Raw genomic sequence first — 21,045 nt, forward strand, 5'->3', positions numbered from 1 at the left:
CTGAACGAGCGACAGAGATAGACCTCCGCAGTCGGGTGTATTAGCCCGTACATTTCGATTATATTATCCGCCTGAGCGGATAGTGAATGGAGCGGTCTGTGGACTTGAATGGTGCGAAGATATTCATTCGGGTCGTACAGCTGGAAAGCTTCACCAGAGCCGCGGCTGAATTGGGCCTTCCCAATTCGACTGTGAGCGACAGAATTTCCGACCTCGAGAAAGCGCTGGGGGTAAGGCTTCTAGTGCGGACGACCAGAAAACTCCGTCTCACCGACGCTGGAAGCATATTCTTCAAGAAAGCCGAGCTGGCTGTGGCTGCCTTGACAAGCGCCGGCGAAGAAGCCTCGTCATTCCAGCGACATCCATCAGGCACCCTAAGAATCACAGCGCCCGTCGACTTTGACTACACGTCTATCTGCGAGGCGGTGATAGAGTACGCCAATAAGTTCCCCGACGTGAAAGTTGAGATGCTGCTGACGGACCGCCTCGTGGATTTGATCGGTGAAGGGTTTGATATCGCCATCAGGGCAAGTCCGCTCAAAGATGCAGGGTTTACGACAAAACGATTGGGAGAAGCCGGGCTGATACTGGTTGCCTCTCCCCGATACCTGAAGCAGTCATCCGCGATAAGTCAGCCAGGCGAACTGGCAATTCATCAGTGTCTTGTCGTTTCGCCCGAGCAGGATGCCAACAGCCTTGCCACTTGGAATCTGGTTTCCGCTGACGGCGAAATAGCCAAGATAACTCCGCGAGCCCGGATTTCATCGAATTCCGTTGGCGCAATCAAGCACCTCGCTCTAATCGGCGAAGGAATTGCCCTCATGCCGCCAACTTTGGTTCATGGCGACATTTCCAGGAAACGGTTGATCCGTGTACTTCCCGAGTGGTCAACGGCCCCGTGGCCGAGCTACCTTGTGTATGCCTCTCAAAGGAATCTCTCTCCGAAGGTCAAAGAAATGATTCCGCTGCTCGAGCCCCGTATCCGAAATATCATATGGTAAGCAATGACATGACATGGTGATCATAAGGGAATTTATGGAACTTCAGCGTTCAAGTCTGCAGAAATTAGCAGTCCTGAATCAGGCCGTTGTGATTGCCGTTCGACGCACATCCACATGTTAAAACCACGATTAGCCCAGTCTTGCGGGCGCTCGAATCTTGTCAAGCCACATGCTTAACAGCCAACTAAGACGCATACGACCGAAGGTTCACTTACACGAGAGTTCGGCCTGGCCGTCCTCCAGGAGCGAACGCGACAGACTTCGTCCTGTAATTCCGCAAGGCCCTAGGGTCCGGACTCGTTACAGCCACCAGATGACGGCAGCTGCGAGTGCGATGGCGCTCATGAAGTTTTGGATGTTTCGGTCGAAGCGCGTTGCAATGCGCCGCCAATCCTTGAGGCGGCAGAACATGCGTTCGATGACGTTACGCTTTTTGTAGACGGTCTTGTCGTATTCATACAGGATTTTGCGGTTCTTGGGTGGCGGGATCACGGGTTGGGTGCCACGCGCTTCCAGCCATTCACGCAGAGCCTGACTGTCGTACCCGACGAGTTCGCCAGAGGGCGGCATGGCCGCGATACACAGCTCAGCGACCTTGCAATCGTTGACGTTTCCGGGCGTCAGGAGCAGGACGCACGGGCGGCCTTTCTCGTCGCAGACAGCATGGAGCTTGGTGTTACGTCCACCTTTCGTGCGGCCGATACCATGGGCCAAGGCCCCCCTTTTCCACCGCCCGCACAGCGATGCACCTTGATGCAGGAACTGTCGATAAACAGTTGATCGGGTGCGTCTTCGGACCCGGCAAGTGCGCTGAAAATGCCTTCCCATATACCGCGCTCTGACCAGCGGACGAACCGGTTGTAAAGCGTCTTCTTCGGTCCGTAGACATCGGCGCAGTCGGCCCAACGGCCACCAGATCGCAGGGCATGAACGATCCCACTCAGCACTCGACGGTCATCAACGCGCTTCATTCCCCGCACATCCGTGGGGAGAAGCGGCGCGATCCGATCCCATTGCGCATCCGAAAACCAAAAGAAATCAGTCATATCGTTGCCTCCAAAACAGAGACACTGAATCACCCTTGGACCGATTTGGGAAGCCAGTTATTGGGTCCGGACCCTAAGCTTGACTGGGAGTGTAAGCCGCTTGTATCGTAAAGTACTTCGAAGATCGCGGACACGTCGCTATTACCAAGCCCCCTATCCGCGGCTAGCTGGTAAACTTCCCGAACACCTTCATATAGCGAGGCAGGCATGCCTTGACTGCGCGTGTAGTCTATCACGATGTCGATAGATGCTAAAAATGCGCCAACTGTAAAGCGGGGCTTGTATTCCCTGTCACCCATTGACGAGATGGCGACGTCCGCTCCGGGGATCCGCTTATTAGGGTTATCAGTGAAGATACCCGATAGTACGGAAAGGGGCAGCCCCTCCCGTTTGTAAACGGCTGCGGGATAGGCGATTGAGATCATCTGGAGTGCGTAGGAGAGCCAATTTGCCATCTCGGCTTTCGTAGCGTTACCGCATTCTCCAACATAATCCACTCGTTGACCGAGCTGCATAAATATTCCCAACCAACTATCGAAGTCCTGCCGCGGCCCTGCCAGCACAAATCGCGCTTCAGCAGCAAGTATCTGATCCGGGTACCCCATTATGCTCACTTCAGAAAGTCGGGCCCCCGAACGATTGAATGTTTTTTCAAGAGAGATGATCTCGTTCAACGAGGTATAACTTACGGACATCAGACGCTTCGCACTAATATCGGCGTCTCCCAGACCGTTGACGACCGCCTCCCGGATTGCCTTTTCGTCCAGCAGCACGATCATCGCGAATTCTGAAGCATTGATCGCTTCTACTGCCGTACCGGCGACCTTTGCTCCGATTGCCACTAGTGACTGTAGCCGTTCCGCAGTTCGATTGAATATCGTTACGTCATAGCCGCATCGTATGAGCCGTTCCGATATGGCCGCTCCCATGTTGCCCGTGCCGATTACAGAGATTGTTTCTTTCACTTAGTCCTCCATGCGCAAACCGAGAAATTGCAAGGAACATGACATTATTAAAGTAGTAATGTCAACATTTTTATGAGACGATTGCCCCTGCATAGTTCGTCCTCACTTGCTCGTGTACGACCTGCGCGCGGATGTAAGGTTGGATCTGCCTGACTTAGGCCAGACGGGTTTGGTGTAAACCCTCTGGCCGACATGGACGACACTCAGCAAGAAAGGACTCATTGACTGATGGCAGCATTCCACAGACCATGCTCACCATGCTGTTTGGAAGAGTGGCGCCTGCGAATGCCACATTCAGGCAAATGGAGAAGTTGTTAAAATGGATGACACAGATCAAACTGATCAGGAAGCGCGCGTCATTTGTGCGGCTGGCTTTAGCTGGATCGATATTGGTCCGCCGTTTAGCCGAGGAGCCTTTGGGAAATCACCGGCCTATGCGCTCTATAAAGCGTCGAATGCGATCCTCATCTCCTTGTGCGCCCCTGTATTGAACTTCGTCAGAGCGAAATGACCTGTGTACTTGCGCTGGCTGGCCCTTGCGGTCCCGCCAGGTGTGGACTGGATGTGCATGCGCTAGTAATTACCTTTTAAGTAAGATAGTTGACATTCTTATAATTGGCGGCTGTATGTTGTTGCCGGCCTGAAGAGGAACAATGGTGATGGAACCACTCTCACTGCGCCCTACCCCCGAGATCATCGCCGACAGAGTTCGATCTCAAATAGTCTCTGGTAAATTCGCCCCTGGAGAGCGCCTGCAGGATGCCAAAATATCGCAACAGCTAGGAGTGAGCAGAGGTCCTGTACGCGAGGCACTGCAGCGCCTTGTCCAAGAAGGCCTTTTGATCAACACCCTGAACCGCGGCGTCTGCGTCGTAGACATCAGCGTGGACGATTTACTGGATGTATTCACTGCGAGGCGCGCCGTCGAGAGGGAGGCTTTTTTAATCGTGTTCCGATCCAAGCCCGTAGCTCTTTTTGAAAAGCTCCGAAAGGTCATTCACAGCATGGAAAAGGCCGCAGCGAACGACGATTGGCGTGCCGCAGCAAACCATGACATTAAGTTCCATACAATGATCGTTGAGGCTTCCGGAAGCCCACGATTGTCGCGTATCTACGCAACACTCGCGGCGGAAAGACACCTTTGTATGTCGAAGGAATTTGCTATCTTCCGAGACCTGAACAAACTTGCGAGTATGCACCAGCCGCTCGTGGAAGCGCTGGAAGGCGACAGCCAGACTACGGTCGTCAAGGTTTTGGACGAACATCTTCGAAGCGGGATGGAGTTGGCCCAACCCGGTAAACAATCCCTCGCTTCATAAGCGAGCGGATGGTCGACGATCAGCCGAGCCTGGAAAGCACTGCAACCGTGATTGCGTCCGTCTTATGCTCGCCCGGAACGGTCCCGATACCGTCAGATGTGACCATCTCTACAGCGGTCATAACACGCCTAGCGGCATCCGGTTCACCGAGGTGTTCCAGCATCATCGCGCCCGACCAAATCGCCGCGATCGGATTGGCAATACCCAAATGTGCAATGTCGGGAGCGGAGCCGTGAACGGGCTCGAACATCGACGGGGCCGTTCGGCCGGGGTTGATATTGGCAGAAGCAGCGAAGCCCAATCCGCCTTGGATGGCCGCACCAAGATCTGTCAGGATATCTCCAAACAGATTCGAAGCGACAACAACGTCAAGGCTCTCAGGAGCCATTACCATTCTCGCCGCCATGGCATCGATGTGATAGCTCGACACCTCGACGTCCGGGTATTCCAAGGCCAACATATTGGTAATCTGGTCCCAGAACACCATCGAGTATTTCTGGGCGTTAGACTTCGTAACAGAGGCGAGCTTGCCGCTGCGCTGTCGCGCCTGGTCGAACCCAAAACGCAGAATTCGCTCGACGCCCCGGCGGGTGAAGATTGACGTCTCGACAGCGACCTCGTCACTGGTCCCTTGATGGACCCGTCCGCCAGCTCCCGAATATTCACCTTCCGTGTTCTCGCGGATGCAGAGAATGTCGAAGTTGCCAAACTTTAGCGGCCCCTGAACACCTGGTAAAAGTCGATGCGGGCGGACATTGGCGTACTGGACGAAAGCCTTTCGGATAGGAAGCAGCAAACCGTGCAAGGAGACGGCGTCAGGCACCTCAACGGGCCAACCCACGGCACCCAGCAGAATCGCATCGTAGCCACGGAGGGTTTCGATCCCATCCACCGGCATCATGGCGCCTGTTTCCTTATAGTAAGCACATGACCAGGGGAACTCCGTCGCGCGAAGAGCAAACCCATAATTTTTTGCAGCTGCCTCCAGGACAGCCCAAGCGGCCAGTGTGACATCGCGACCGATCCCATCTCCTGGAATGAGGGCGACTGAATATGTTTTCAACGACATGTTTTTCCAATCGGGTCTTGGCACTTCAGATCCTGTAAGTGCATTCGAGAGTAGCTATGCTTTTTTGAGTGCGTTCTCAAAAGATTTGAGAAAGCTGTCGACGTGCTCGGCTGCGCAAATAAGAGGAGGACGAACCTTCAGCGTGTCCTCGTTTGCGCCGGTAGTGCTGATCAATACAGCGTCATCCCGCAGGATATTGACGATTCTCAGTGCGGCCGCTCTACGCGACGCAAGGTTTTCGTCCAAACCAACGTCGATACCAAAAAAAAGACCTGCGTTTCTTATGCCTCGTATCACCGATGTTCTCTCGGCAATCGCTTCCAAGCCCTCTCGCAGCCTATTGCTCATCGCAAGTGCGCTGTGACGAATGTTATCGCGCTCGATGACGGTTAGGACGGCACCTGCAGCGGCAATACCCATGGTATTCCCGGCAAACGTATTCACGTATCGAGCGGTTGAACCAAAGCGCTCCATGGGGTTTTGCCGCCCGACGACCGCGCCGATCGGGAAGCCGTTACCCATCGGCTTTCCGAGCGTAACTAAGTCGGGTACAATCCCGTGCCGCTCAAAACCCCACATATGATCACCTGTACGCCCAAAGCCTGGCTGGACTTCATCAGCGATGAGCAGCCCGCCGGCTTCCCTCACTGCCTCCACACCTCCCGTGATAAAGCCTGGAGGGTCGACCCATACTCCATCGCTTGAGAAAATGCTGTCCATGACCAGAGCTGCCACACCGATGCCGCGGCGCGTCAGATCGATGATCGCCGCACGAACCTGTGTCTCGAAGAAATCGGCTGCTTGCGATGCTGGCACGCCCTCTGGACCCGGAAGAGACACCATTCTTACAAACGGACTGAGCTTTACCGCGTCGCCCAGGTTCGGCGAAATAGCAGCGATCGCCGCGCTGGTGCCGTGGTAAGCATAGGATGAAACGATCACGCCTTCATTATTGCTGATCAATCGAGCGACTCGTAGAGCAAGGTCGTTCGACTCGCTCCCGGTGCACGTGAAAACCACGCGGTTAAGCTCCTGCGGAAAAGTCGCAACAAGACGCTCTGCGTAGGAAACCAGGCTGGGCTCAAGGTAACGCGTATTGGCGTTCAAGCGACTGGCCTGCTCGGCGATCGCTGCGGTCACCTCGGGATGGCAGTGTCCAAGCGACGGCACGTTGTTATAAAAATCGAGATATGGCTTGCCGTCAGGATCGTACAGCCACATCCCCTCGGCCCTGACGAAATGCACCGGCCGTCGGTATTGAAGCCTATAAGACGATCCTAGCACATTGTCACGTCGCGAAATCAGTTCCGCCTCACGCGCTGGAACATCAGCCTCACCAGGTATGTAGCGATTGGGCATAAGATCTGTAGACATGGCTTCAACCTATGTTGGAGAGGGGACGAAACGCCTGTTGTCGCGTTGCTGTCCGAAGCAGTTACTGTTCAACGAGAGCGGCGAATGCAATCCAAAACACTCGCCTCAGCTTCCGCGGGAGCTAAAGCGGCGAGGATGCTCAAACCCCGCTCAGCCCGGGAGACGTTTTTCTTGATATAATCCGCATCAGCTGGAAAGAGATGCGCTCTCCAGTGGTTCACGAGAATGAGAGCGCTTTGCCGCGCCCGCATGAGGGGAACCAACAAGTTTGTTTCCAATGTCGAGAGTGCAAAAACGGACGCATAGCCGGCAATCAAGTCCTCCGCTCCCCCTAGGGCACGGTTTGTATCCGTCACCAAATGGCTTGCCGCGATTGCAAGATCCTGGATTCTAGGACCAAAGGTGCCATCTCCGAAGTCGATAAACGCAACCTCCCTATCGAGAAAAAACACATTATGCGGGCTCGGATCGTTGTGCGTAATCTGCCATTCGACCATCGCTAACTGCGGCTCGACGATTTTAGAGAAGTCGCTCATCGAGGAGCGGACATGTTCACTAATAGCCCCCGTAGGCAGATATTGCTGCAGTTGTGTCAAGTGCGACCAACACCCGATGTGCCACAGGATCGGCCGATATTTCCCCGGTACGTCGAGAGGTCGAAGTGCAAGATTAAGGTGTGCCAGCGCGCGACCGGTTTGGTAGTACGCATCGGGATTCGCGCCTAGACTGTGAAGTTGTCTGCCTAGAAGTTTCGTTTGGAGATATCCGGAGAAATCAGCTTCCTCAAAGGTTAAGCCGCCGTCAATCGTGCGTATAATGGTCGGAACGGTAAAGGTGTACGAGTCTTGCAGGGCCGCTATTGACGTTGCTTGAAAGCAAAAACTATCTCGCGCCTCGGCTCTTGCCGAAAGTTTCAGGATCAAGCTCCTCCCGTCCCAGGTTATGACCTGAGCGGTGAATTCAGCCTCGGACGATAGCGCAGTGATCTCTCCTTGCAAGCCATAATGGCGTAGCAGAAGCTCGGCCACAGTCGATATGCTGGGAGGATTTGGAGGCATTGAAAGCCCCTTAGACGCCGCCAGGAAATAGTCTTCACTAGCCGATGTCGAGAAAAAGTCCCGGGGCTTGTCGTCCAACGTGTTTGCGGCTTCCGCGTAAGCATCTCCGCGGTTGGTCTTCAAGTCCTTCATCGATCGAATTTCCCTGCCGATAACTATAGGCCCTCGCCGCGCGACCCGTCACCGCGCAGCCTTGACCTTACGCCCCCTACGTCCCGCACATGGGACATCGGCTTCGACAGCTGAGTCGAAGCCTGTCACGGCGCACCTACTTTGCAACTTCCAGTTCGTACGGATTTTTTGCCGAACTCACGCTGCCTTCAACCGTCATCTTGGAGATGCGTTTAAGCCCTTCCTTGACCAAGGGAACGGTCTTCTCGGGATCAGTTACGACACTGCCATGAGCGGACGCGATGATCCGGGTCGGATATTCTTCCTCAATCATCTTCCGCAGTCGCTCAAGCTCAGGCTCAGCGCTTTTAAGACGCGTCCAGTAGAGCGCGTACTCGAGAAAGATCCCGGTAAGCTCGGGAATTGGCAGATCCGGGATTTCTTCAGCGAATTTACCGCATTGCTCAGCCTCATGATAGTGGCCGAACCCGAGCCCGTCAGACGAAAACAGTACCTTCTCCGTCGGGTCGTAACCCCAAAGCGAATTTACCAGATCAAGCAAGACGGCCTCGACAAAGACGAACTTTCGTTCGCCCAAATCGATCTCGTCGCCCTGCTTGACAGTCACGAAACGATCGACATGCTTCGGGAAAATCAACTGCATGTCACGCATGTCCCCGATGCCACGGGCATTGGGGTAATGATTAAGCCATCGTCCGAGGTTGCCTGAATGCGTTACCTCAGGATGCGTCGGGAAAATGTACTCCGGTGCTGGAACACCTTTAGCGACCAGACTTTCCACTTGATCCCTGACGACAATCCAGTCCTTGATATGGCCCGTATCGACGAGGATGCTGCGTTCCTTTCCTGACACCAGATAAACTGACGAATAGGAATGCTCCAAACCGGCGCGAGTTTCCCAAAGAAAACAGTCACCCAGCCAATACACGCCCTTTGCTATTTCGCGTGGTAGGCGATGATGGACGATGCCGTGCGGGTCACAATGGTGAGACTTAACCATTCAAGTTCTCCTTTCCGTCGAGTTTACGAAGTGCATCGATCACAAAATCTCTGTGGCGAACAACTAGATTGCGCCCGGAAATTGCGCAGCCTATTGTCGGCGCAATGTGCTCAATGTCGTACTTTTCAAAGGTTTGCTGCACGAATTCACGCAACGGCTCTGTGTCGGCACCTTCGATCCATTTGAACTTCGTTCGCAGGTGCTCGGTTACGTCGTCAGCGGTCGTGCTGTCCGTTTCTTCCGTCACGACGCGCACACCAGGCTTAGGCGCCATTACGTGAGAGAATGCATCAGACGTGAAAAGCGTCCGACTTGTTGCATCGTAGAGCCATGCCGCATTGAGCAGTTTCAGCTTGGCGTTGATTGTCTCGAGAACGCGCCCACCCGACAGCGCGACTTCGCCGTCCGCCCCAAACATCTTTGATTCGTAATTGGGCACAGGAAGCGGCTCTTCGGTGCGAAGGTAGACCCAGTCAGACGCCGCAAAGTGAGACCAAATCTCGCTTACCGGAAACTGATCGACGATCACATCTGCGTTCGCCATACTGTCAAATTCAACAGCACGGGTGAAAACGATCTTTAAATCGTTAAGCCCGAAAGTCTTCAGCTGGCCGATGAGTGCATCTTCGATAATCGGATAGTTGGTATCAACCAACAGCCCCTCTTTTCCTTCTGTGAGGAGATATGCATTAAGCGCGGCATCCCCCTTCCGCCCTTTTGCGACCCAGTGGATGTCCCCGTTTTGAGAGACAGTTGCACCCAGGGCATAAAGCTTCCCGGCGACGATTGGAGCAGGCGCTCCGTCTGTAACTTGTGTCACTTTACTCTCCAAGACTGGCAAGCCATCAACAGTAGGAATGTCAACATTATGCAGTTAAAGCACTATTCCGTCCAGCAAAATCTTGACGTTGTCCCGCCGTAAGTTTGCGTTTGATTGGGTTTGCTGCGGCCACCGTTCGGCGGCCGCAATTGCGACCTGTGGGGCCTCAGGCGTGAAGTTTGATCCAGGTGGACTTCAGGTCGCTGTATTTTTCGATCGCATGCAACGATTTGTCTCGACCGAACCCGGAGCGCTTGAAGCCCCCGAAGGGCGTGGTAATGTCGCCGTCAGCATAGTTGTTGATTGAGACGACGCCGGCGACCAAGGCCTTGGAGGCAGCAATAGCCTTGTTGATGTCACGGGTCCAAATACCCGATGCGAGACCGTAATCCGTGTCATTGGCTATTTTGATCGCCTGATCGAGATCAACGGCTTCAAGAATTGACAAAACCGGTCCAAAGATCTCCTCCTTTGCGATCGTCATGTCATTGGTCACGTGGTCAAACACCGTCGGCTCAAGGAAGTAGCCGTCATAGCCGGCAACTCGGTTGCCTCCCAGTTTAAGTGTGGCACCCTCGGCCGAGCCTTTTTCGATGTAGCCTTGAATTCGCTCCATCTGGGTGTCGCTTATGACGGGCCCAAGCTCCGTCTCTGCGTCCAACGGATCCCCAACCTTATAAGCTGCTGTCAGTTTGAGAACGCGCTCAACGAACTCTTCCTTGATTGAGCGCTCCACGATGAGGCGCGCGGCCGCATCGCAGGACTGGCCGCTATTGTGAAAAAGACCCCAAGCCGCAGAGCGGGCAGCAGCGTCAAGATCAGGCGCATCCGCGAGAATGATCAGAGGCGATTTGCCTCCGCATTCGAGCGTCACGCGCTTCATGTTCGACTGCCCAGAGTAAATCATAAACAGCTTGCCAACTTCGGTGGAGCCGGTGAACGCGATCGCGTCGACATCCATATGCAGTCCAAGGGCACGGCCAGCCGTTTCACCATAGCCCGGTACCACGTTGAAAACGCCTTCGGGGATTCCGGCTTCCATCGCCAGCTCTCCAAGCCTCAATGCACTCAGCGGCGACTGCTCCGCGGGCTTGATGATAATGGAATTACCAGCCGCAAGAATTGGGCCGATCTTCCATGAGGTCATGAAAAGAGGGTAGTTCCAGGGGACGATCGCTGCAACGACACCAAGCGGCTCTCTCCGGATCAGCGAAAGGGCATTCGGTGCGGTAGGCGCAATTTCATCGTAGAGCTTATCGATAGCTTCACCGCACCACCGGATAGTTCTGGCACTTTTAGGCACGTCCATTACTATTGCGCTTGATATCGGTTTTCCGGCATCAATTGTGTCCAGGAGAGCAAGTTCCTCCAGGTTAGCTTCGATAAGATCCGCGAATCTGATCATGCGCTTTCTACGGTCGTCCGGTGCCATTTTGGACCAAACACCTTTGTCAAAGGCGGCGCGGGCCGCAGCAACGGCCCGATTGACGTCCTCACCGTCGCATTCGGCAACCTCAATGATAGGCTTGCCCGTCGTCGGGTTGATCGTCGGGAACCGTTTCCCGGAGGCTGCTGCTACCGCTCTTCCGCCAATAAACGCGTCGGTGCGCAGTGAAAGCGCAGCCGCCTTCTTCGCCCAGCTCACTGAACCATTCTCATTTATCGCCACGATATTTCCTTTCTCGAATAAGCTCCGAAGCCAGCAAAACCAGCCTTTCAGATGCCGTGAATTGTAGAGATGTTGACATTCTACGTTTTGCGTGTCAACGATCCTTTATCGATTTACATACTTGAGGGGCCCACATGCCGGATAAGAAAAAAGTTGTCGCGCTGATTCCAAACGAGCACGTCAAACTCGAAATCCTCGCAAGTGCATCGCGTTTCGCGGATATGGTTTACGTGGGGACCGACAAAGAGGCTGAACTTGCCCTACCTAACGCCAATGCCCTTTTTCTCTGGGATGTTTCAACGCGAGTCATCCGGGATAATCCGCATTGGGTAAACCTCGAATGGATCCACACTGCAAGCATTGGCGTCGACGCTATTCTGTCGGAAGAGGTCGTCTCGTCAGATGTGGTTGTCACACACACACGCGGAGTTTTCGAACGTCCAATCGCGGAGTATGTGCTCGGCCTGCTGATCGCAATCACCAAGGAGTTCTATCCAACATACCGCTACCAGCAGGCAGAAGAATGGGTGCCTCGGTCCACTCGCTCAATAGCGGGGCAGACTGTCGTGATCGTGGGACCCGGAGCCATCGGTCGTGAAATTCATCAGATGTTGTCGGCCGTCGGCTACAACCTGATTGTCGTGGGCCGTAACAATGTGGAGCGTGACGACACTTTTGGCCGGGTCTACTCGATAGACAAATTTAGCGAAATACTTCCAACAGCCGATGCCGTGATACTTGCGATGCCTTTGACTGCGCAAACGCGGAACTTCATGGATGGGCCGCGTTTCTCTTTGTTGAAACCTGGCGCGACCTTTATCAACATTGGTCGGGGCGGGCTTGTCGATGAAGTAGCTTTGATGCACGCGTTGGAACAGGGGCGCGTCGGCACCGCCGCTCTCGACGTATTCGTTACCGAGCCACTGCCAAAGGGGCACCCATTCTGGAAAATGGAACAGGTCATTGTCTCGCCCCACATGTCGTCGGACCTCCATGACTACCCGGTTGCGGCCGCCAAGCTTTTTCTATCGAACCTAGAGCGTTGGGCCAACGGGCAGCCGCTCGAGAACATCGTCGACAAGCGGAAACTTGCCAGCGGCGGCGTCAAATAGCGGCGGCGTTTTATTAGCGGGGCTTTCGAACTGAAGAACAGCATTGCCGACCGTTGCGATCCTCCTCGGGTCTAAATGCACAGACGCAAACTAGGGCTTGGTAGGGCCTAAAGGGAATGACAATGAGAACAGTTTCATACTGGCTTGACGATTCTTCAAGGCCGCACTTTGAGGCGCCACCGTCAGTCTCGGGAGAAGTTGACGTGCTTGTCGTAGGCGGCGGCTTTACTGGTTTGTCGTGCGCTTATCACCTTGCCCGAACCGGTACGGCTGTCGTGGTTGCCGACGCCGGACGTATCGGCGCCATGGCGTCCGGTCAGAACGGTGGACATCTGAACAACGGTCTCGGGGGATCCTATCTGGTCGCAAAGCAGAAATACGGTCAGGAGCTCGCCTGCGAACTCTATCACGCCTATGATCGTTCGGTGGATTTGATTGAAACGATAGTCAAGGACGAAAGCATCGATTGTGAATTCAGACGCGTCGGTAAATTAAAAGCGGCCGTTAAGGCTTCACACTTCGAAAGTCTGAAGTCACAATTCGAGGTGATGATCAAGGAAGTGGATGCAGATCTCGCCCTTGTGGGACCGGAGGCGATCCGATCAGAAGTTCAGACAAATAAGTTGAGCGGCGGTCTGCTCTACAAAAAGTCTGCACAAATGCATATGGGCCGTTATTCCGCAGGTTTGGCGCAGGCAGTAGTTCGGCACGGTGGGCAGGTGTGGGAGGAAAGTCCCGTCACCGAGATCACACGCGTGGGAAATCGATATCGCATCCAGACACCGCGTGGAACCGTTACGGCGCGCGAGGTCGTGCTCGCGACAGGTACGTCCAGGATCGGCCCCTTTTCGTGGTTTAAGCGACGGCTGGTGCCTGTCGGAAGCTTTATAATTGTGACGGAACCACTCGCCCCGTCCGTCATCAACCTTTTGATGCCAAACCACCGGAATGTCACAACGACAGCCAACATTGGCAATTATTTCCGCATCCTTCCCGATAACCGTATGCTTTTTGGTGGTCGAGCGAAGTTCGCTGCTTATACAGGCGAAGGTCACGCAAGATCATGCGAGGTCCTGAGCACGTCTCTTAAGGAATTTTTTCCCCAACTGGCGAACGTCAAGGTCGACTATTGCTGGGGCGGAGCGGTTGACATGACTGCAGATCGTCTTCCTCGAAGTGGCACCTACCGCGGTATGCCATACGCGATGGGTTACAGCGGTCATGGTGCGCAGTTGTCGACATACATGGGTCGCCACCTCGCGCAAAAGGTCTTGGGCCACCCGCAATACCTTCCATTTGAGGATCTTCCGTGGCCAGCAATACCCGGTTACTTCGGTTGGCCCTGGTTCCTGCCCGCTGTCGGCGCGTACTATAGGTACAAGGACCGGGTGAGCTAGCTTTTCAAGGCGGCATCGACAGATACATTCTGACGCGGCCAACGGGCGGGAGCTTTCGGTGAAAAAAAGACCGAAGTCAGCCGAGCAACGATTGCAGGCGCGGGGGACGGTGAATTCATCGCCAGTGCAAATCGAATTTTTTTGAAGTTTCTAGGCTACAGCGAGAGACACAAGCCTGTCGCAAGGCATCCTTTGTTGTGTCGATCGATCGCCCCATCAAATCACTCAAAGCCTAAGCAACCATCATTCGACAGGCGGAAATCATGCTTCATCACAGTCAAAAGGAGATCGAGCGCATACTGAAGCTGTCTCGTCCGCACGGCGCAGGTAGAAAGACATTGCTAGAACGCGTGACATCACTGCTTCGCTGGTGCCGACACTTGCGAAACACCCTATACATCGACAAAAAGCCTTGAGGTCCAGATAGGCGCGATTGCACGAATACCGGGGAGTTTAATGTGAATTCGCACACCGACGGGTGTCAGTTGATGACCAAGCAATGGTGGGCTATCGATGAGATTAAAGGGGATATATGCCGCCGTAGCGCCCGGCGCAGTCAACCGCGTCGAAAAGATTCCACCCTCTCACATAGGCGCGAAATCAGGCCATCGACAAAGCAATTGGTATGGACGAAAATCGGTTGGGGTATTTGCGAGCTCTACACCCATTCTAGAAAATAACCGGGAGGAAGGGCTTGAGTGTCCGTTCCGGAAGTTCGATGAACTCGGACAACTCGTAAGCACATGGTAAATTACCGCAGCTTCATCCGGCGATGAGTTGATCACCGTGGGTCAGTTACGAAAACGGCAAGCTCACGGGGCACTTGGCTGGTTCGCTCCGAAACCACTGCCGATGAAACGCGAAATTCAGCAAAATCGCGCTCGGAAGCGTATATTGCTGTCGGTAAAGTATAATACCAACCGACAGTGAGTGTGACTCTTATGGGGGATTCCCATGGGCCGACGAATCTGAATCTCTTGTGCAAACTGGAGGTTTGCGATGGGTTCAGCGCTTTGCTTGCGGTCGGATTTCGCCGGAGCCAGGTTGCGCCTTTTGGCTCGGCAGACACGTGATGCCGATCAGGCGCGACGGCTTCTGGCGCTTGCATCGATCTATGATGGCGGCTCGCGCGCGGATGCAGCTCGGCTCGGCAGCGTTACGGTTCAGATCGTGCGCGACTGGGTGGTGCGCTTCAATGATCGCGGGCCCGACGGTCTGATCAACGGCAAGGCTCCGGGCAAGCCTTCTCTCCTGAACGACGAACAGCGAGCGGCCTTGGCGCAGGCCATAGAACGCGGACCGACCCCGTATCTGGATGGCGTTGTTCGCTGGCGTCTGTGTGATCTGGCACAATGGATTTGGGAAGAGTTCCGCGTCTCGGTGAGCGAGGAGACCTTGGGCCGCGAAGTGCGCGCCATGGGCTATCGCAAGCTCTCGGCTCGTCCAAGACATCATGCGCAGGATCCGGAGGAGGCCGAGGCATTTAAAAAAACTTCCCCGCCGCTGTGGCAGAAATCGCCGCAGGTCCCGCCAAGGGCAAAGTGATCGAAATCTGGTTCCAGGACGAGGCTCGTATCGGGCAGAAGAACAAGATCACCCGCCGCTGGGCCAAGCGGGGATCAAGGCCATCTGCGCCCCATGACCAGCGAACGCGCTCGGCCTACATCTTCGGTGCGATCTGCCCCAGGCAGGGCAAGGCTGATGCTCTCGTCATGCCCTGGTGCGACACCCATGCCATGAACCAGCACCTGATCGAGATATCCCGCAACGTCGCCGATAATGCACACGCCGTGCTCATCATGGATCAGGCGGGATGGCACATGCCCAACAATCTCCTCGTCCCCAAAAACATTACCATCCTGCCACTGCCGCCCAAATCACCCGAGCTGAACCCCGTCGAAAACATCTGGCAGTTCATGCGGGACAACTGGCTCTCAAACCGCGTCTTCAAGTCCTACGAGGATATCGTCGACCACTGCTGCTACGCTTGGAGAAAACTCCAGCAACGACCATGGAAAATCATGTCGATCGGCAGACGCAATTGGGCACAAGGGTTCTGATCAATGACGGTTGGTATAAGACGTAAAGAAGCCGAACAGGGGACGTAATTGATGTTCAACCATGAGCGAATGATGATCGCCTCCCCCTGTCGCTGGGTCGTTGCTTGTCAAGTCCTAATCAATATCCCGGCCACGCCGAGATAAAACGGTTGAGATCTTGATGATGATGGAAAGGATTCCCACCTGCCCAATACACGAGTTTTATGTCCGGATAAAAGTAGATACCGCCATTGTAATCAAACCTTCCACCCGGGTTCAGAAGCATGTCAGCGATACGTGCGACCGGAATGAATTCCTCAACCGGGTTCTTGCCTTGCGGCAGCCTCGGTCCTGAAACGCGTAGCTCTTTGGAGCCTATCGAGTTCAACGTCCCGTATCCGAGACGGAAGCCTCCTGGTGTACCGATCTGGCCCAAATGAGACGCCAGGGTAACCAGCGCCCAATAGGCCTGTTCCCCGTGGCTCTGCCGTTGAAGGGACCACGAGGCGTTGATTATCGTTTTCGAAGCAGCCATATCCCGCGCTAGTTGGACGATCGTTTCAGACGGGACGCCGGTGATTGCCGATGCCCATTCCGGCGTCTTGGGCACTCGGTCGCTTTCTCCCAGGATGTATGCCCTCACCTCTTCCTCGCCGGTACAAAACTTCTCCAGATAGGCGCGGTCGTGCAGATTCTCAGTCACGAGGACGTGGATAAGCGAAAGCATAAGCGCAACGTCAGTGTTCGGGCGGATCGGTATCCAGTCCGAAGAACCGTCGATATCTTGCCTAAAGGGGCTAATGTTGACGATCCGCACTTGCCTCGATCTCATCATATCGAGAGCCTCGTGCACCCGATGGCGGCTCGCACCACCTGAGTCATCTGCGTGTTGCGTAGCGGAATGCCACCGAAAGCGACAAAAATCTGGGTGTGGTTGGACAGGGTATCCCAATCGGTATGCTGCTCGAGAAGTTGTTCCATCGGCGCCACCACATGCGGCATGATTACGGATCCCGCGCCAAAACTGTAGGAATCGCGACCGCGCACATACCCTCCGATAACGTTTAGAAACCGGTGAATTTGACTCTGAGCGTGGTGAAAGCGACCTGCGCTTCCCCAACCGTAGGAGCCACCAAATATCGCGCGATTCCCGCTGGCGTTTTTCACACGTTGGAGCTCCCCCGCAACAAGATCGAAGGCTTCGGGAACCTCGACGAACCGTTCATTTCCCCTACCTTCTCGATGAGCGCCTGGGCCATGTCGGAGCCAGCTCTAACGGAACGCTGGTCGCTGCGCAGTGACTGCACCTCAGATGAGAGAAGATCGAGCCCTATCATGCTGGGATTCTTATCGCCGTCCCTTCGAGGCGTGGATTCCCGATCGCATCGCGTGCGATACGATGAACGCCCCAGTGGCTGACTGTGAGCTCCGGTGTCGGGGTTCCCCCGCTGAACGATCCCTTCATCAAAACAAATTTCCCGGTTTCAGCCTAGGATAAGAGGTATCTGCATGCGAGACAGTTGTGCTCCGTCTGCATAAAGGTGCGCTGGGTTGACATGAGCATGACGAGTTAGCTTCTGCTCGCAACGCCGCGAATGCATACTATCTACAAGAATAATGTCAACATTCGCTTACTCCGATGCCTTCATAGCATTTTGCATCAGAGCGCGGCGGCGTTTCCAGTAATGTCGGGCGTACCAAAGAGTGTCCCCAGGCCTAACGTATGAATGTTGACATTATGACGAGACAGCCATAATGTTGGGCTGCAATTATCTATTTGACGCCGACGAGGCGACATTGCCGGAACACTCTTTCCAGAGATCACGAGGACAACTGATGAAACTTGATGACCCGACCTTGCTCAAGCAAGCTGCGCTCGTTGGCGGCGAATGGATTGAAGCCAACGGCAGTGGAATTGCAGTGACGAACCCATCCGGCGGCGAGACGCTGGGCTTTGTCCCTCGCCTTGGTCGTGCCGAGACACGTCGTGCGATTGAGGCCGCTGAGGTCGCACAAAGACAATGGGCCACCACGACAGCGAAGGAACGATCGGCCTTTCTGCGCCGCTGGTTCGAGTTGATCGTTGCTAATGCCACGGATCTCGGCCGCATCCTGACCGCCGAACAGGGTAAGCCACTCGCAGAGGCGATCGGTGAAATTACATATGGCGCAAGTTTTATCGAGTGGTTTTCGGAGGAGGCTCGTCGCGTCTATGGCGATACCATCCCTGCTCCACAGGCTGACAAGCGGATTTTGGCGATTAAGCAGCCGATTGGGGTTGTGGCAGCAATCACGCCGTGGAACTTCCCCAACGCCATGATTACACGAAAAACGGGACCAGCTTTTGCCGCTGGGTGCGCCGTGGTGTTGAAGCCGGCGTCTCAAACACCCTTTTCGGCAATTGCTTTGGCAGTTTTGGCTGAACGCGCTGGCGCTCCGAAAGGACTCTTTAGTGTACTGACCGGATCCGCATCCGAAATTGGAGCCGAATTGACCGCTAACCCGAGCGTACGAAAGATCACCTTTACGGGGTCGACCGAGGTGGGCGTTCAACTTTACGAGCAAAGCGCAAAGACCATTAAGAAACTTGGTCTCGAGCTGGGCGGAAACGCGCCCTTCATCGTCTTCGAAGACGCTGACTTGGATGCGGCCGTGGAAGGCTGCATCGCAGCCAAATTCCGTAACAATGGCCAAACATGTGTGTGTGCCAACCGTATCTACGTTCAGGAAGCAGTATACGATGCGTTCGCAGCCAAACTTGCTACAGCTGTCTCTAAGCTCGAGATCGGCGATGGTTTCGGCGAAGGTGTCGTTCTTGGGCCGCTTATCGACAGGGCTGCCTTAGAAAAGGTTCAGGAGCATGTCGACGATGCTGTTGGCAAAGGTGCTAACATATTGTCTGGCGGTAAGGCCCATAGCCTGGGAGGTACCTTTTACGAGCCGACCATTTTGACTGACGTTACCCGCGAGATGATTGTCACCAATGAGGAAACTTTCGGGCCCTTGGCGCCCCTATTTCGGTTCTCAACCGAGGCTGAGGTCATAAGGGAGGCAAACGCTACGGAATTCGGCCTGGCTTCTTACTTCTATGCCCGAGATATGGCCCGAGTCCTGAGAGTGGCCGAAGCTCTCGAATACGGCATGGTCGGCATTAACACCGGTCTTATTTCGACCGCCGAGGCACCATTTGGAGGCATTAAGCTATCCGGGCTTGGCCGAGAAGGCTCCAAGTATGGAATAGAAGATTTCCTCGAGGTCAAGTACCTTTGTATCGGAGGTGTCGCGTAGTCAGCGCAATCGCTGAACAGCGCCGACCAGGTACGCGTCAAGGAATGGCAGGAGAAACTCGATGGGCGAAATGCATTATGACCATATCATCGTTGGCGGCGGGTCAGCCGGCTGTGTTCTCGCAAATCGGCTATCGGCAAATCCTTCCACGAGCGTCCTTCTCATCGAAGCCGGCGGTACGCACAAGAAGTGGAGGGTCGACATGCCAGCGGCGTTGGACGCCTTCATGGGCCCATGCGACGAGAACTGGGGTTTCCGGACGGACCCGGAGCCCGGCCTGCAGGGGCGACAAATCGATCATCCTCGAGGTCGCCTCCTCGGCGGCTCCTCCTCTATCAATGGAATGGCGTACACCCGCGGCAACGTGATGGATTTCGAGAATTGGGCCGCTCGGCACGGATGCATTGGCTGGGACTACCAAAACATTCTGCCGTATTTTGCCCGATCGGAGCACTCGGTTAATCAGCACGGTCCGGGTCGCGGAAGAGACGGCCCGCAGTACACACGGGCGCCAAATCCGTTTGCAGATGAGGTTAATACGGCTTTCATGAATGCTGGCGTTGAGAGCGGATTTGATTATCTCAACGATAGTAATGGAACGGTCCAGGAAGGCTTTGCTCCGAACGAACAGACGATCTATCGGGGAAGGCGCTGGTCTACGGCGCGGGGGTATCTCGATCCGGTACGAGACAGACCAAATCTCACCGTCCTGACACGTTGCGTCGTTGACCGCCTTTTGTTCGACGGGAAAACGGCGAAGGCAGTGGTGTTCAAACAGCAAGGACATACTCTGACGGCGAAGGCAGACGGTGAGATCATCCTTTCAGCGGGCACGTTCGGATCTGCGGCGATCTTGCAACGTTCAGGCGTTGGCCCCAAAGACCTGATCGAGCGCTTGGGAATCCCGCTTGTCGCCGATCTTCCGGTCGGTGAGAATCTCCAGGATCATCCAGATGTCATCATTCAGTTTAAAGCCTCTCGCGACGTCGGCATTTACCGCAGTACACGAGGGCTAGCCCGCATTAAAACAGGTATCGAATGGTTCCTAACGAAGACAGGTCCTGCTGCTACCAACCACTTCGAGGCCGCCGCTTATCTGAAGACGGACCCCACTAGGGACTATCCCAATATCAAACTCGAAATGCTGCCGATCGCTTTCGAACCGCATAGTTTTACGCCGCGGAATTACCCTGCTTTTCAAGTGCACATGACGCTCCAACGGGCTAGGAGCCGCGGACGTTGTCAAATCAACTCCAGAAACCCTGATGAGACGCTCTCAATTCTTTTCAACTATCTGGAAGATGAGGACGACATCCGCGCTTTAACCGACGCAGTGAGGCTAATGAGGCGGATTGCAGAAGCTCCCGCCTTCAAAAATGTATTGTCCACGGAGATTTTTCCGGGTCCGGGTTGCACTTCAGATTCTCAGATCGAAACCTGGCTCAGAGCCAATGTGAACACGGCCTATCATCCGGGTGGTACCTGCAAGATGGGCTCGGAGGAACGGGCGGGGACGGTTGTTACACCGGATCTGCGCGTACGAGGACTTAGCAACCTGCGCGTGGCAGACGCCTCTGTGATGCCGGAAATCGTGACCGCCAACCTTAACGCCGCTACGATTGCGATCGGTGAGAAGGCCGCAGCAATCGTGTTAAACGAAAACTGCAACGAGCCGGCGACGCCGCTCGAACAGGGGTGAACAGACGCTTCGATGGCGACGAAAGAGAAAACTAACCTGCGCGCGAGCGCCTAGAGA

18 protein-coding genes and 1 pseudogene are annotated in these 21,045 nt (G+C 54.8%); 8 read left to right on the forward strand and 11 right to left on the reverse strand.

The features are described 5' to 3' along the window. Positions 1-86 precede the first annotated feature (86 nt). The gene (locus HJB83_RS22660; protein ID WP_259671387.1) at positions 87-1,001 is read left to right on the forward strand and encodes a LysR family transcriptional regulator; all 915 of its coding nucleotides are present in this window, start codon (positions 87-89) and stop codon (positions 999-1,001) included. Positions 1,002-1,301: 300 nt separating this feature from the next. Here HJB83_RS22660 and HJB83_RS22665 read toward each other — a convergent pair. Together HJB83_RS22665 and HJB83_RS22670 are read right to left on the reverse strand one after the other, a co-directional pair. Beyond that, positions 1,302-2,047 (reverse strand): IS5 family transposase gene (locus tag HJB83_RS22665; RefSeq protein ID WP_409079156.1). Its coding sequence is split into 2 segments (ribosomal slippage): positions 1,302-1,703 and positions 1,706-2,047, totalling 744 coding nucleotides; the frame shifts between segments, so codons are not numbered across the junction. A gap of 29 nt (positions 2,048-2,076) precedes the next feature. Further along, positions 2,077-3,012, reverse strand: a complete 936-nt coding sequence (locus tag HJB83_RS22670) for an NAD(P)-binding domain-containing protein (protein WP_221159636.1) — start codon at positions 3,010-3,012, stop codon at positions 2,077-2,079. A gap of 319 nt (positions 3,013-3,331) precedes the next feature. Here HJB83_RS22670 and HJB83_RS22675 point away from each other — a divergent pair, with 319 nt between their 5' ends. Together HJB83_RS22675 and HJB83_RS22680 are read left to right on the forward strand one after the other, a co-directional pair. Further along, a complete protein-coding gene (locus tag HJB83_RS22675; protein WP_221159637.1) occupies positions 3,332-3,523 on the forward strand; it encodes a hypothetical protein in 192 nt (63 codons plus the stop codon). A gap of 148 nt (positions 3,524-3,671) precedes the next feature. Further along, positions 3,672-4,331: a GntR family transcriptional regulator gene (locus HJB83_RS22680; RefSeq protein ID WP_221159638.1), complete on the forward strand. Its 660-nt coding sequence runs from the start codon at positions 3,672-3,674 to the stop codon at positions 4,329-4,331. A gap of 19 nt (positions 4,332-4,350) precedes the next feature. On the opposite strand, the gene HJB83_RS22685 is transcribed toward HJB83_RS22680, so the two are convergent. From HJB83_RS22685 to HJB83_RS22710, 6 genes are all read right to left on the reverse strand, one after another. Continuing rightward, complete coding sequence (locus HJB83_RS22685; RefSeq protein ID WP_221159661.1) at positions 4,351-5,394, reverse strand: tartrate dehydrogenase; 1,044 nt, start codon at positions 5,392-5,394, stop codon at positions 4,351-4,353. A 60-nt stretch (positions 5,395-5,454) separates the two neighbouring features. Next, on the reverse strand, positions 5,455-6,774 hold the full coding sequence (locus HJB83_RS22690) for an aspartate aminotransferase family protein (RefSeq protein WP_221159639.1): 1,320 nt from the start codon (positions 6,772-6,774) through the stop codon (positions 5,455-5,457). 68 nt (positions 6,775-6,842) lie between these two features. After that, the gene (locus tag HJB83_RS22695) at positions 6,843-7,964 is read right to left on the reverse strand and encodes a phosphotransferase enzyme family protein (protein ID WP_259671388.1); all 1,122 of its coding nucleotides are present in this window, start codon (positions 7,962-7,964) and stop codon (positions 6,843-6,845) included. Between the two features lie 136 nt (positions 7,965-8,100). After that, on the reverse strand, positions 8,101-8,964 hold the full coding sequence (locus HJB83_RS22700; protein WP_221159640.1) for an MBL fold metallo-hydrolase: 864 nt from the start codon (positions 8,962-8,964) through the stop codon (positions 8,101-8,103). Then, on the reverse strand, positions 8,957-9,784 hold the full coding sequence (locus HJB83_RS22705; RefSeq protein ID WP_221159641.1) for a hypothetical protein: 828 nt from the start codon (positions 9,782-9,784) through the stop codon (positions 8,957-8,959). Before HJB83_RS22705 ends, HJB83_RS22700 begins: the two co-directional genes overlap by 8 nt. A 166-nt stretch (positions 9,785-9,950) precedes the next feature. After that, entirely contained in the window at positions 9,951-11,447 is a 1,497-nt protein-coding gene (locus HJB83_RS22710) for an aldehyde dehydrogenase (protein ID WP_221159663.1), read from the reverse strand. 140 nt (positions 11,448-11,587) lie between these two features. Between HJB83_RS22710 and HJB83_RS22715 the strand changes: the two genes are divergently transcribed. The 3 genes from HJB83_RS22715 to HJB83_RS22725 all read left to right on the forward strand — a co-directional run bounded on the left by HJB83_RS22715 (position 11,588) and on the right by HJB83_RS22725 (position 16,022). After that, a complete protein-coding gene (locus tag HJB83_RS22715; protein ID WP_221159642.1) occupies positions 11,588-12,565 on the forward strand; it encodes a D-2-hydroxyacid dehydrogenase in 978 nt (325 codons plus the stop codon). 203 nt (positions 12,566-12,768) lie between these two features. Continuing rightward, positions 12,769-13,962: an FAD-binding oxidoreductase gene (locus HJB83_RS22720; protein ID WP_311044492.1), complete on the forward strand. Its 1,194-nt coding sequence runs from the start codon at positions 12,769-12,771 to the stop codon at positions 13,960-13,962. Positions 13,963-14,961: 999 nt separating this feature from the next. Then, a protein-coding gene (locus HJB83_RS22725; RefSeq protein WP_221159644.1) for an IS630 family transposase occupies positions 14,962-16,022 on the forward strand; the annotation gives its coding sequence in 2 pieces (ribosomal slippage) (positions 14,962-15,454 and positions 15,454-16,022; 1,062 coding nt in all). 12 nt (positions 16,023-16,034) lie between these two features. Here the strand turns inward: HJB83_RS22725 and HJB83_RS22730 are convergent. From HJB83_RS22730 to HJB83_RS34255, 3 genes and pseudogenes are all read right to left on the reverse strand, one after another. Next, positions 16,035-16,115, reverse strand: a pseudogene (locus HJB83_RS22730) (FMN reductase); the annotation flags it as partial. Between the two features lie 25 nt (positions 16,116-16,140). Beyond that, on the reverse strand, positions 16,141-16,818 hold the full coding sequence (locus HJB83_RS34250) for a molybdopterin-dependent oxidoreductase (protein ID WP_311044493.1): 678 nt from the start codon (positions 16,816-16,818) through the stop codon (positions 16,141-16,143). Positions 16,819-16,832: 14 nt separating this feature from the next. Then, positions 16,833-17,168 carry a hypothetical protein gene (locus tag HJB83_RS34255; RefSeq protein ID WP_259671389.1) on the reverse strand — a complete coding sequence of 112 codons (336 nt, stop codon included), beginning with the start codon at positions 17,166-17,168 and terminating at the stop codon, positions 16,833-16,835. Between the two features lie 669 nt (positions 17,169-17,837). Here HJB83_RS34255 and HJB83_RS22740 point away from each other — a divergent pair. After that, entirely contained in the window at positions 17,838-19,289 is a 1,452-nt protein-coding gene (locus HJB83_RS22740; RefSeq protein ID WP_221159645.1) for an NAD-dependent succinate-semialdehyde dehydrogenase, read from the forward strand. 61 nt (positions 19,290-19,350) lie between these two features. After that, the gene (locus HJB83_RS22745) at positions 19,351-20,988 is read left to right on the forward strand and encodes a choline dehydrogenase (protein ID WP_221159646.1); all 1,638 of its coding nucleotides are present in this window, start codon (positions 19,351-19,353) and stop codon (positions 20,986-20,988) included. The last annotated feature ends 57 nt before the right edge of the window (positions 20,989-21,045 follow it).

Origin of the sequence: Rhizobium sp. NZLR11 (assembly GCF_019685115.1) — a bacterium.
Classification (GTDB): Bacteria; Pseudomonadota; Alphaproteobacteria; order Rhizobiales; family Rhizobiaceae; genus Rhizobium.